Source organism: Collinsella sp. AK_207A (assembly GCF_902501965.1).
Lineage (GTDB): Bacteria > Actinomycetota > Coriobacteriia > Coriobacteriales > Coriobacteriaceae > Collinsella.
Genome location: NZ_CABWID010000002.1, coordinates 33,249 through 45,755 on the forward strand (window position 1 = coordinate 33,249; position 12,507 = coordinate 45,755).

The following is a 12,507-nucleotide window of genomic DNA, read 5'->3' on the forward strand; positions in this document are numbered from 1 at the left end:
CGCGGAGGCGCGAGATGGGTAAGGAGCAAGAGATGGAAGAGCAGCGCGTTCTGGGAGGCCGCTATCTCCTCAAGGACAAGGTGGGCACCGGCGGCATGGCATCGGTGTACCGCGCGCAGGACATGACCCTCGACCGTACCGTGGCGGTGAAGATCATGCTGCCGCAGTACGCCGCCGACGCCACATTCGCGGCACGCTTCAAGCAGGAGGCGCAGGCCGCCGCCGGCCTCTCGAGCCCCTACATCGTGGGCGTGTACGACTGGGGCAAGGATGGCGACACCTACTACATCGTCATGGAGTACCTGCGCGGGACCGACCTCAAGAGCGGCATCCGCAGCCACGGCGCCCTCGACCCCAAGAAGGTCGCGCAGATCGGTAGCCAGATCTGCGGAGCCCTCTCCGTGGCGCACAAGCACGAGATCATCCACCGCGACATCAAGCCGCAGAACATCATGGTGCTGCCCGACGGCAACATCAAGGTGATGGACTTCGGCATCGCACGCGCCAAGAACAGCCACCTCACCCAGGACAACAACGTGCTGGGTACGGCCCACTACGTCTCCCCCGAGCAGACGCGCGGCCAGGCGCTCGGCCCCACCACCGACATTTACTCGCTCGGCGTGGTCATGTACGAGTGCGCCACCGGCCGCGTGCCGTTTGACGGCGACGACGCCATCACCGTCGCCCTCAAGCAGGTGAAGGAGATTCCCGTCCCGCCCAGCAAGGTGAACCCGCGCGTTGACCCCGATCTGGAGCGCATCATCCTCTCCTGCATGGAGAAGGACCCGGCCAACCGCCCGCAGAGTGCCGACGATCTGCGCCAGCTCCTGAACAACTACCTCGCCGGCCGCGCCGTTGACGTGCCGGAACCCACCCGCGTGATCGCCGGCGCCGCGCTGCCCGGCGAGGAAGCCACCCGCGTGATGAGCGACCAGACGCAGGCCATGGCGCGCCCCACGGTCCAGCCAGCCACCGGCGCGCGACAAGGCGTGAATCGCCCCGGCCAGGGCATGCCCTCGTACGAGGAGCAGGACGGCGGCCTTTCCAAGGGCAAGATCGCCGGTATCGTAATCGGCGTCATCGCCGTGATCGCCATTGCCATCTTCGCCGTCACGAGCCTGATGGGCAACGCCGATGGCGTGGAGGTTCCCAACGTCATCGGCATGACGCAAGACGCCGCGGCCAAGGAGCTGGATTCCGCCGGCTTCTCCGTCAAGGTGCAGCCGAGCTACACCGATTCCGATGACGACAAAGACAAGGTGATGGAGCAGAATCCCAAGGCGGGCGAGAAGAAGTCCAAGGGTTCCACCATCACCATCGTGGTCTCGCAGGGCAAGAAGCCCGAGGAGACAGTGAAGGTGCCCGACCTGGTGGGCAAGACGTCCACCGAGGCCGAGGCGCTGCTGGCCAACGCCGGCCTGACGGGCAAGGCAACCGAGGAGAACAGCGACAGCGTGGAGGCGGGCTCCGTTATCTGGCAGGGGACCGACCCCGACACCGAAGTCACCAAGGGCTCCGTGGTCGAGTACAAGGTGAGCAAGGGTTCCGAGAAGGTCAACGTGCCCGGCGTGCTCGGCATGAGCTACTCCGAGGCGTCCAACGAGCTCACCAACGCCGGCTTCACCGTGGTCGATGGCGGCAAGGATTACAGTGACAGCTATCCCGCGGGTCAGGTGATGTCCCAGAGCGTGACCGGTAGCGCCGCAAAGGGCTCCAAGGTGACCATCGTTGTCTCCAAGGGTCCCGAGACCAAAACCGTCAACGTGGACAGCCTGGGACTCACCGGCATGTCCGCTAACCAGGCGGCGCAGGCACTCGCGAACGCGGGGTTGAAAGCCTCCACCACGGAGCAGAGCAGCTCCAGCGTGACCGCCGGCAACGTGATCAGCTACTCGCCCGGCGGCACCGTCGAGGAGGGCACCACGATCAAACTCGTGGTTTCGTCCGGGTCATCCTCGAACTCCGGCGGCAACAGCAACGGCGGCACGGAGTCTGAGTAGCCGTTAGGCGCCCAAGAGGATGCAGCGAGCCTCCCCATCTGGCAAGTTTTAGCTAGATGGGGAGGCTCTTTTCGTGCTTCGATTTACCGCTTGAGCTCTCGCTCACCCCAGCCATTCCGACGGTTGCGGCGAGATACCAGTCGCACTCCTCCTGCGTGCCGCAAGAGATGAGATGCCGATAACTCGACCAACTTATATCGAACGCAGTACGTTCTGATCTGGAAAGACAAGGTAGAACCTTCGCATGTATTGGAGATTTTACTCGCTGAAACCTCCACCGTACTCGGCGGTGAACTTCTGCGAGAGGCGGGAGAGCAGATGACTGTTCCGGGGGGCACGCGTTCACTGATCTCATCATAGCTGGGCAGCATCTGGGACATGGAGACCGGTTGCAGACAAGAACGTGAAGAACGGCTGACGCACACAACCCCTTACTCGATTCCCCTTCCACAGATAAGCGCTTACGGCCTTAGCTTCCGCACGGCCCCGTCAATAAGATATGTAGAAGAGAGGATGATCAGCTCCGAGATCTAAAGACTAATCAAGGACAGATGGTCCCTGAAAGAGAAAAGAGAAACGCCCGCGGAAGGTACAATGCATACCGTGCGGGCGTCTTCAATGGGTATCTTACCCATCTGAACTAGCTCAAGTCAATGACTTCTCCCCGATGGTTCACAAACAGCAAACGCTTGAGCGAACGAAGCCCCTTCATACGTTGCTCAGGCTTTCCGGGTCGGCGCCCGGGTCTTTTTTTGGATCTCGACCGTGCCCCCGAGGATGTCGCGCTCGAACTCGAGGTGCCTGACCTGGCCCCTCAGCTCTGCGACCTGCCTCATGAGCTCCTCCGGTCCCTCCGTCACGGGTTCGTTCTCGGCCATGGAGGCACGCTCCTCGCCGAGCGCGCCATGATGGAGGCCGCGCTCATCGGCGGCGAGGCTCGTAACACAACGCTGCCACCTGTCTGGGACGGCACCATAGCCGCATCGAGAGATGATGTCGAGGCCCCAAGGTCAAGGCGAGCATTCCGAGCGTGCCAATAGGCTTCGAGTCAACGGCTACGCGCATGGGCATCGCGAAGGCGGCTTCTGTAGCGGGACGCCGCCTTCGCGTTTACATGGCACCAGAAGGTGCCTCCGGCTCCTCAGCCTGCACTTCCGAACCCGGCGAGCTGGGTTGTGCCGTTCGCACATAATGCACTCTTATCCTGCACCGTCCCTCGGGGCGGTTGGGAACAACGGTCCGAACGGACTATGCGTCGTATTCGATTCGAAGACTCGGGTCAGTTTCAAACTCATCGATGATGCCGTTGTAATTAGAAATCAACTCGGCGAGAACGTCGTGCCTGTATTTCGAGTTAAAGCAACCGTGCTCGTAGACGTTTGTCGACAGGAACTGCTGCAAATCCCAAACCTCGACCCTTTGCCCGATGCCCGCGTCCTCAAGCAGCGTTCGAGCGGTGATAACTCGATCGGAGATAGTCACGATAATCGGATGGAGCCCATGGGAAAGGTTCGCCTTGCACTTTTCGATGAGCAGATTCGCCGGTGCGGTAGTGCAGTGTATGGCGGTGTCATCGATGATGAAGTCTCCCTCGCGACCCGTCTGGTCATCGGCATCGGAAGCTCCGTGTATCTCCACCGTCGGCATCAGAAGCTCTAGTTTTGCGGCGACCAAGTGCTGGAGTACGCTTCCGGCGTACTTCATTCCAGGATTCTCTTTCTGGCGGTTCGCCGCCTGTTCAAGTAGTCCATTCACCGCGTCCGTGACACTCCTTGATGAATCGCGCGTCAGCTTGAAAGGCTGACCCGCAAAATACTCAAGAACGTGTCGAATCCAGTACTCTTCAATTGCCTCGAAATCAACCGGGGCTTCCATGTTATTGATGAGCTCAGCGTACATGCGCATTAAACCCATGTTGCCGCGGTTGGTTCGCCCCGCTTCCTTTGCAAGCTGCCTTTGAATCCCGTGGTCGGCAAGGATTTTCTTAAGGTTGCCCTCACCAAGACCGGCAACTTGCCCTTGCTTCCCCGTTACGTAGTCATCCGGGTCAATTGGTAAGCTGTCTTTAGAAAAGGAACGCGTGAGCTGCACCATTAATGCAAGAGCGCCCTTCCCCTTAATCTTGTTGCTGATTCGGAAGTCCTCAAGGTCATTCCAATCCATTTGCCGCCTCCACTAACTGGAACAGAACGTTCTCGGCCAAATATTTTGCAACGGGAACCGCCACGGCATCCCCCATTGCGAAATACCCGTCGTTGTAGGTTCCCGGCAGCTCGAAATCATCGGGTGCACCCATGAGGCGTGCGACCTCTCGAACCGTCAATAAGCGTGCGTGCATCTCCTCACCGTCGCGACGAACGAGAAACTGTCGCGAAGACCCACCCGCAGGCGTTCTTAGGCACCCTGCGGTTCCGTCGCACCTCAGCTCAAGAACTTGCCTGCCGTTCCTAGTGCGTCGGTATCCTGTGGCATAGATGGACCCGGATTCGCGGAATTTCACGCGATGGCGCTCCGGGATAAGAAGCGTCGTCCTGTCCTTATCGAAAGGAATGTCGTCCTCAACGATGTCCTCAAGCGCGATTGAACGCGCGGGAGGCCGAGGAAGGTCCCACCATATGAAGTCAGCTATACTCTCGCCCAGCTTCGCCAAGGCGTTGGAGTGCGCCCAAGAGGGCCGGATGCCACGCAAGGACGAAGGAATTGGCCCCTTCGTGCCTATGACAAAAACACGTGGCCTCGACTGCGGAACGAACAGGTCCGCGTTAATCAGAACGGCGCCGACCATATAGCCCCGCTCCGTCAACGCCTTGTGCAGGTGTCGGTAGTCCTCGCCGCCGTGGGCACTCACCAAGCCAGACACATTCTCAAGACAGATGACGCTGGGGGCCTTATCACCGGCTTCATCAATTATGCGCATCCATTGCCACACCAGCCCCGAACGCTTCGAGTAGATCCCGTCGATATTTCCAGCAAGAGACAGGTCTTGACAGGGAAAAGATGCCCATGAGAGCACTGCGGGAGGAAGCTCCCCGCCGCTCACCTCAGAGATATCGCCAATATGCAGAATCGAGGCGTCAAGATTGGCTCGATAGACCTTTGCCTTGCGCTCACTTATGTCGTTAGCCCAGACAGAGCGAAAAGCCGAGGAGAGACCACAGCTGACAAGACCCGACCCTGCGAAGAACTCATGAAACGGGTACTTCGTGTCTTTCATGCTCGCCTCCCTCTCGTTGATGGTCAGTTGAATAAAAATACCACGGGGTTAGGACATTCATCCATAGCCGAAACGATGAGAGCAGAAGCCGCCCATGTTCTCGTACGCCAGCGACCAACGACTGCTCAAGCCTAGGCGGTTTTCAACGCTTTCCATAGCCGGAGAGCCCCAAAGCATGCCCGCAGGCTGTGGGAAGGGTTGAAAACCGTTAGTTGCCGGGTCGTTAGTTTTCTCCATAGATAATCTTTTCACCCACCTTTCACACACTCAGGCGCTCACATACACCGGAATACGAAAAAGGTCAGAGACTATGGCATCTCTGACCTGCGATCTCCCTGGTGCCCCCGGGCGGATTCGAAAACGACACCCGCGGGAAGTTGGTGGCGCGGGTGTCGGCGGCCCGAATCCGCCCCGCCCGCTCGCAAAAGGGCCGGATCCCTTGCGGAAAACCGGCCCCAAGCGTCTCGTGGTGCCCCCGGGCGGATTCGAAAACGACACCCGCGGGAAGTTGGTGGCGCGGGTGTCGACGGCCCGAATCCGCCCCGCCCGCTCGCAAAAGGGCCGGATCCCTTGCGGAAAACCGGCCCCAAGCGTCTCGTGGTGCCCCCGGGCGGATTCGAACCGTCGACACCCGCTTTAGGAGAGCGGTGCTCTATCCCCTGAGCTACGGAGGCACGTACGCGAAAATCATAGCACAGAACCACGCGCGGCCGCGCCCGTGCGGCGTGCAGCCAGCTCATCGGTGCATGCGCCATGAAATCAGAAAAAGTGATAGCATTTCAACCTCGGTTTCACTAGAGTGCTTGCATGAAGAAATCTCGCCCGGACACCGTGCCGATGAGCGGGGTTTGGGGGAACGCAAAAGGAGCCATGTTGGACAAGCAGATCCCTGCTCATCGGGCAACCAAGACGCCCGTGATTACCGAGGAGGAGCGCGAGGCCATCGCCCGCGTCCGCAACACCCCGGGCAAGCACCCTCGCCAGGCCATTCCTTTCTCACTCGGCATGGTGCTCGTCACTCTAGGCGTGGTCTACGGCGATATCGGCACCAGCCCCATGTACGTGATGAAAGCCATCGTGGGAGGCAACGGCGGGCTTTCGAGCGTAAACGAGGAGATGGTCCTCGGTGCCCTCTCGCTCGTTATCTGGACGCTCACCCTGGTGACCACCGTAAAGTACGTGCTCGTGGCCATGAAGGCGGACAACAACGGCGAAGGTGGCATCTTCGCCCTGTACAGCCTGGTCAAGCACTACTCCAAGTACCTCATCATCCCAGCGATGATTGGCGGGGCCACGCTACTCGCCGACGGCATCCTCACCCCCGCCGTCACCGTAACGACGGCCATCGAGGGCCTGCGGACCATCCCGCTCGGCACCCTCCTCGTGGGCGGGGACCAGGGCCGCGTGGTCGCCATCACCATCGCCATCATCTGTCTGCTCTTTGCGGTGCAGCGCTCCGGCACCTCGAGTATCGGCCGCGCGTTCGGACCGGTGATGACGCTCTGGTTCGGCTTTCTGGGCGTGGCCGGCGCCATGGCCCTCGCCTACGACCCGAGCGTGCTGCGCGCGCTCAACCCCGTGTACGGCGTGACCTTTCTCTTCTCTGCCCAGAACTATGCCGGCCCGATGATTCTGGGCTCTGTGTTCCTGGCCACCACGGGCGCCGAGGCCCTCTACTCCGACATGGGCCACGTAGGCCGCGTCAACATCTATGCAAGCTGGCCCTTCGTGAAGCTCTGCCTGATCCTCAACTACCTGGGACAGGGTGCTTGGCTTCTCTCCCACGCGCAGGACACCGGGCTGCAGAAGCTCGCCGACCTGAACCCGTTCTTCCAGATGCTCCCCGAGGGCCTGCGCCCCTTCGCCGTGCTGCTCTCCACCGCGGCGGCCATCATCGCCAGCCAGGCGCTCATCACCGGCTCCTTCACGCTCGTCTCCGAGGCCGCGCGCCTGGACCTCATGCCGCATATGCAGGTCCACTACCCGAGCGCCACCAAGGGCCAGCTCTACATCCCCATGGTCAACACCATCATGTGGATCGGCTGCGTGGGCGTGGTGCTTCTCTTCCAGACCTCCAGCCACATGGAAGCGGCCTACGGTCTGGCCATCACCCTCACCATGCTCATGACGACGATTCTGCTCTTCGTCTACCTCACGCGCATCCGGCAGCGCCGGCTCCTGGCCGCCGTGTTCCTGGTGTTCTTTGGCGCGATTGAGATCTCGTTCTTTGCCTCGAGCCTCACCAAGTTCCTGCATGGCGGCTACGTGACGCTGCTCATGGCGACGATCCTCTTCCTCGTGATGCTCGTGTGGCGCCGCGGCACCGCCATTGAGCGTGCGCAAACGGTCTTCCTGCCCATCCGCAACTATGTGGACCAGCTCGGCAAGCTGCGCGCCGACGAGAGCTATCCGCTGCTCGCCGATAACCTTGTCTTCCTAGTGAACGGCAGCGACCCCGGCATGATCGACCGCGACGTGCTCTACTCCATTCTGGACAAACACCCCAAGCGGGCGCGCGCGTACTGGTTCATCAGCGTGCTCGTGAGCGACGAGCCGTACCGGCGCACCTACACGGTGGATTCCTTTGGCACGGACTACGTGTTCAAGGTGCACCTCAAGCTGGGTTTTCGCGAGAATCAGCGCGTGAACACCTACCTGCGCCAGGTGGTGGCCACGCTCATGCGGACGGGCGAGCTACCGCCGCAGGAGCACGAGTATTCGGTGTATCGCCGCCGAAGCGACATCGGCGACTTCCGCTTCTGCATGCTGCGCAAGACACTCGTTCCCGAGACCGAGATCAGCCGTATGGACCATCACGTGATGGCGGTGAAGTACGCGATCCGCCGCATCTGCGGCTCGCCGGCACGGTGGTTCGGCCTTGAGAACTCCTCGACGCTCATCGAGTACGTGCCGCTCTTTGCCCTCATGCGCCCCTCGGCGTCGCTCGAGCGCGAGCCGCTCTCCTACGACGAGCAGGCGGCGCCCCACACGGACGACGCGTCCGAGGACCTGTTCTCGAGCGGCATCTCCGCCGAGAAGACACGAGCGGTGCGCGGTATGGAGATGGACCCCACGGAAAGCATGCCGACGCTCAAATAAGGCTGCACCCAAATAAGGATCAGGCGGTGCGCGGGAAACTCCTGCGCACCGCCTTTTGTTTAGCCTTCGTCGGGTGTGGCAATCTCCTTGATGACTGCCTCTTGGCCCTGGACCAGGTAGGTATGCCCGCTACCGCAGTACGGGCAGGTGCGCCCATGCTCGACCGTCCCGTACGTCTGCTGGCAATCCTCGCAGAACGTGACGGCGGGAATCTCCTCCACCACGAGCTTGCAACCGTCCATGAGCGGTTTCTTGCTGCACGCCCAATTCCAGCAGTCCTCGAGGTAGCTCGGCACGATGCCCGACACCTCGCCCAGTTCGAGCGTCACGGACGACACCTTGTTCAGGCCGTTCTCGGCCGCCACGTCCTCAACGGACTCGATGATATGAAAGACGATTCCCAGCTCGTGCATGCAGTCGATATCCTTCCAACGTAACTACTAGCACCGCATCTTTGAAGCGGTGCCCAGGTGCCGCAGATTGGCCCGAAAGAGGAGCGTCGCATGCTTGGGCACGCAAGCGACGGCTTGAGGGCCAAGGTGCGGTGCCCGGGTTACCGCTTCCCGAAGCGGATCTTAATCTCGCGCGTAAGCGCGTACTTCGCCAGGCTCGGGATCTTCTTCTCGTACTTCACCATCGTGGAGCACTCAGGGCGCTCACGATACAGATGAATGGCGTCGAACGCGCACTTGGTGGTGCAGAGGCCACAGCCGATGCACTTGTTCTCGTCCACCACCGAGGCGCCACAGCCCAGGCAGCGCGCGGTTTCCGCACGCACCTGCTCCTCGGTGAACGTCCGCACGTACTCCGCGAAGGGGCGCTCGTGCTCGGAGGCGTGGTCCACCGCGGGGACGTTGCGCTGCGCGGTGTCATACTCGCCGGGCTCCACCTGCGTGCGATCGAGCTGACGGTAGGCGCGCGGGTTGCGGCCGATGGTCAGCGTACCCTCCTGCACAAAGCGGTGGATGGACACGGCAGCCTCGTGACCAGCGGCGATGGCGTCGATGGCAAACTTGGGACCGGTGTAGACATCGCCGCCCACGAAGATGTCCGGCTCGGCGGTCTGATAGGTCTTGGAGTCTGCAACGGCGCCCTGGCCGCGACCCAGCTCCACCTTCGAGCCGGCGAGCAGGTCACCCCACACGATTGCCTGGCCTATGGAGAGCACCACGCGGTTGCACTCGAACGTGCGGGTGTCGTCCTCATCGTAGACCGGCGCGAAACGACCCTCGTCATTGAACACGGAGACACAGCGCTTGAAAGTGATGCCGCGCACGCGACCGTCCTCGCCCACGAGGATCTCCTTGGGACCCCAGCCATGAGAGATGGCCACGCCGTCCTCGGTAGCCTCGCGCTGCTCATCCTTGCTAGCGGGCATCTCGGCCTCGGATTCCAGGCAGAGCATCTCCACGCGCTCGGAACCCAGACGCGCCGCGGTGCGCGCCACGTCGATGGCCACGTTGCCGCCGCCGACGACCACGGTGGTGCCGGAAAGCGCCGCGGCCTCGCCACCGTTCGCCTGAGCCTCGGAGACCTGGCGCAGGAAGTCCACAGCCACGGAAACGCCCTCGGCGTCCTCACCCGGAACGCCCGCACGACGGCCGCCCTGGCAGCCGATTGCCACGTAGAAGGCCTTGAAGCCCTGCGCGCGCAGCTCGTCGAGCGTCACGTCGCACCCGACCTCCACGCCGTAGCGGAACTCGGCGCCCATGGCCTCGATCACGTCAACCTCGGCCTGGACCACGTCCTTCTCCAGCTTGTAGCTGGGAATACCATAGGTGAGCATGCCGCCCGGACGCGCGTTCTTCTCGAACACCACTGGGTGGTATCCCTTCTCGGCCAGGTAGAAGGCGCAGGAGAGGCCCGCGGGACCGGCGCCGATGATGGCAACCTTCTCCTCGAAGTCGCCGCCCACCTTGGGGCGCACCTGCGCGGGGATGTAGCGCGTGTCGGCGTTCAGATCCTGGTCGGCGATGAACTTCTTGACCTCATCGATCGCGATGGCCTGGTCGACCGCACCGCGCGTGCAGGCGTCCTCGCAGCGGCGGTTGCACACGCGGCCGCACACCGCGGGCAGCGGATTCTCGCGCTTGATGAGGGCGAGCGCCTCCTGGTAGCGACCCTGCGCCGCCAGCTTGAGGTAGCCCTGCACGGCGATGTGCGCGGGGCAGGCTGTCTTGCACGGGGCCGTGCCCGTGTCGTAGGTCTCGATGCGGTTCTTGTTGCGGTAGTCCGGGCTCCACTTCTCGGGGCCCCACTTCACCGCGTCCGGCAGCTCCTGCTTGGGACACTCGGGCACCCGGTGCGTGCTCTTCTGGCAGAGCTTCTGGCCGAGCTTGACGGCACCCGCGGGGCACACCTCAACGCAGCGGCCGCAGGCCACGCAATTCTCGGTCTTGGTGTGCGCCACGTAGGCCGAGCGCGAGAGGTTCGGGGTGTTGAACAGCTGGCTCGTACGCAGGGCATAGCACACGTTCACGTTGCAGTTGCAGATGGCGAAGATCTTGTTCTCACCGTCGATGTTGGTGATCTGGTGCACGAAGCCGTTGTCCTCCGCGCGCTTGAAGATCTCCATGGCCTCCTCGCGCGTGATGTAGCGGCCGCGGTCGGTCTCCACCACGTAGTCGGCCATGTCTCCCACGGCGATGCACCAGTCGTTGAAGTCGTCACCGCACGCTTCGCCCATCACTTTGCGGCTCATACGGCAGGAACAGGCGGAAGCGGCGTACTTGCCCTCGTACTTGTCCAGCCAGTGCTGGATGTGCTCGATGGAGACGGAATGGCCCTCCTGCTCGATGGCCTTCTCGACGGGAATGACGTGCATGCCGATACCTGCGCCTCCCGGCGGGACCATCGGCGTGGCCTTGGAGAGCGGGCCCTTGCTCGCCTGCTCGAAGAACTTAGCGTAGACGGGATGCTCCTGCAGCTGGCCCCAGCGCATGTTGAGGAACTCGGCGGAGCCGGGCACGAGCATGGGCAGCACCCACTGCTTGGTGCGGGTGGGATTCTCCCAGTTGTACTCGAGCAGACCCGTGTAGGAGAGGTCGTCGAGCATCTTCTCCAGCTTGCCGGCCTCTATACCCGTGGCCTTCACGGCAGCCTCGAGCGTGTACGGGTGGCGCATCTTCAGCTTGCAGAGCATATCGGCCTGCTCGTCGGTGGCCGCCTCGGCAAAGCTCCAGTACTCGTAGCCCAGCAGGTTCTTGCGTCCGAGCAGACGGTTGGTGCAGTGCTCGCACAGGCGCACGATGCTCTCGCGCGGCTGGTCCGGTATGGGCGGCACGAACTCCGAGCCAATGTCCGGTTCGGTGAAACTGATGCCCGGTCCGTTCAAGATCATGGAATCCCTCTTTCCCTTCGCGCGAACAGCCTCGGCGACCGGCCTTCCGCGCACCGCTCGCCTTTCGGCGAAACCTGTTGACACTCTGTCAAAATATATATTGACAGGTTGTCAATACTATTCAAGACTGTAATCGGCCAGCGCGAGACGAGTGCTGCCGAGGGGAAGGAAGATCGTGAGCGAGATCGAGGGCTCAACCAGTCTGCACCGGCGCCATCGTGCCGGCGACCGCCGCGACGAGATTCTCGATGCCGTGCGCGACCTGGCCGCCGAAAAGGGAGTCGCTCGTCTTTCCGTCTCCGAAATCACCCAGCGCGTGGGCTGCACCCGCTCGCTTTTCTACCATTATTTTCCCGACAAGCAGGTCGCGCTGGACGCTGCGCTCGACCGCGTAATCGACGGCTTCGTCGAGGAGCTCGAGCGGTGGAACGCGAGTCGCACAAAGGGCGATATCGAAGGAGCGCTCGACTCCATCGTGCAGATCATGAAGCGCCTGGTGCTCTTTGAGGGCAAGCTCCCCCGCTCCATCACCGGCGGAAACAACGGCGCGCTCCAGACGGAGTTCGTCGACCGCGCGAGCGCTCGGACCGCACGCTACATCTGCGACACCACCGTCCGGGACTTCGAGAAGCTCCACGAGGTTCGCATCGATCACGTATATGAAACGTTCTACGTGCTCATCAGCGGCTTGATCCTGTTCATACGCACGCATCCCGACGTCCCGGACGACGTGCTGAAAGACATTGCCGCATCCACGCTGCACATCGAGGGGTTTACCGCCAAGTACGCCGAGAGGCGACCGGCGCGGTAGGGACAGGGCAGCTTCATTGGTATCTCGCCCGCGAAGAGGAAGC

The 12,507-nt window shown here is 62.1% G+C and carries 8 protein-coding genes and 1 tRNA gene; 3 read left to right on the forward strand and 6 right to left on the reverse strand.

The window, feature by feature from the left end; translation table 11 throughout:
• Nucleotides 1–32 precede the first annotated feature (32 nt).
• Complete coding sequence (gene pknB, locus GDJ97_RS00620; protein ID WP_152069305.1) at nucleotides 33–2,000, forward strand: Stk1 family PASTA domain-containing Ser/Thr kinase; 1,968 nt, start codon at nucleotides 33–35, stop codon at nucleotides 1,998–2,000.
• Nucleotides 2,001–2,719: 719 nt separating this feature from the next.
• Here the strand turns inward: pknB and GDJ97_RS09300 are convergent.
• From GDJ97_RS09300 to GDJ97_RS00635, 4 genes are all read right to left on the reverse strand, one after another.
• Nucleotides 2,720–2,878 (reverse strand): hypothetical protein, encoded by a 159-nt coding sequence (locus GDJ97_RS09300; protein WP_193221243.1) that lies wholly within the window; start codon nucleotides 2,876–2,878, stop codon nucleotides 2,720–2,722.
• Between the two features lie 370 nt (nucleotides 2,879–3,248).
• Nucleotides 3,249–4,163: a DUF4928 family protein gene (locus GDJ97_RS00625; protein ID WP_152069306.1), complete on the reverse strand. Its 915-nt coding sequence runs from the start codon at nucleotides 4,161–4,163 to the stop codon at nucleotides 3,249–3,251.
• Nucleotides 4,150–5,214: a DNA cytosine methyltransferase gene (locus GDJ97_RS00630; RefSeq protein WP_152069307.1), complete on the reverse strand. Its 1,065-nt coding sequence runs from the start codon at nucleotides 5,212–5,214 to the stop codon at nucleotides 4,150–4,152. Before GDJ97_RS00630 ends, GDJ97_RS00625 begins: the two co-directional genes overlap by 14 nt.
• A 598-nt stretch (nucleotides 5,215–5,812) precedes the next feature.
• A tRNA-Arg gene (locus GDJ97_RS00635) sits at nucleotides 5,813–5,888 on the reverse strand.
• A 268-nt stretch (nucleotides 5,889–6,156) separates the two neighbouring features.
• Here GDJ97_RS00635 and GDJ97_RS00640 point away from each other — a divergent pair.
• Nucleotides 6,157–8,313, forward strand: a complete 2,157-nt coding sequence (locus GDJ97_RS00640) for a KUP/HAK/KT family potassium transporter (RefSeq protein ID WP_226808667.1) — start codon at nucleotides 6,157–6,159, stop codon at nucleotides 8,311–8,313.
• A 59-nt stretch (nucleotides 8,314–8,372) separates the two neighbouring features.
• Here GDJ97_RS00640 and GDJ97_RS00645 read toward each other — a convergent pair whose 3' ends face one another.
• Both GDJ97_RS00645 and GDJ97_RS00650 read right to left on the reverse strand, forming a co-directional pair.
• Nucleotides 8,373–8,726 (reverse strand): hydrogenase maturation nickel metallochaperone HypA, encoded by a 354-nt coding sequence (locus GDJ97_RS00645; protein ID WP_152069309.1) that lies wholly within the window; start codon nucleotides 8,724–8,726, stop codon nucleotides 8,373–8,375.
• Nucleotides 8,727–8,866: 140 nt separating this feature from the next.
• Nucleotides 8,867–11,653: an FAD-dependent oxidoreductase gene (locus GDJ97_RS00650; protein WP_152069310.1), complete on the reverse strand. Its 2,787-nt coding sequence runs from the start codon at nucleotides 11,651–11,653 to the stop codon at nucleotides 8,867–8,869.
• A gap of 175 nt (nucleotides 11,654–11,828) precedes the next feature.
• Between GDJ97_RS00650 and GDJ97_RS00655 the strand changes: the two genes are divergently transcribed.
• Entirely contained in the window at nucleotides 11,829–12,464 is a 636-nt protein-coding gene (locus GDJ97_RS00655) for a TetR/AcrR family transcriptional regulator (protein WP_226808650.1), read from the forward strand.
• Nucleotides 12,465–12,507: the final 43 nt, after the last annotated feature.

Coding starts and splice junctions, on each gene's coding strand:
- pknB (WP_152069305.1), top strand. CDS start 33: ATGGAAGAGCAGCGCGTTCTGGGAGGCCGCTATCTCCTCAAGGACAAG.
- GDJ97_RS09300 (WP_193221243.1), bottom strand. CDS start 2,878: ATGGCCGAGAACGAACCCGTGACGGAGGGACCGGAGGAGCTCATGAGG.
- GDJ97_RS00625 (WP_152069306.1), bottom strand. CDS start 4,163: ATGGATTGGAATGACCTTGAGGACTTCCGAATCAGCAACAAGATTAAG.
- GDJ97_RS00630 (WP_152069307.1), bottom strand. CDS start 5,214: ATGAAAGACACGAAGTACCCGTTTCATGAGTTCTTCGCAGGGTCGGGT.
- GDJ97_RS00645 (WP_152069309.1), bottom strand. CDS start 8,726: ATGCACGAGCTGGGAATCGTCTTTCATATCATCGAGTCCGTTGAGGAC.
- GDJ97_RS00650 (WP_152069310.1), bottom strand. CDS start 11,653: ATGATCTTGAACGGACCGGGCATCAGTTTCACCGAACCGGACATTGGC.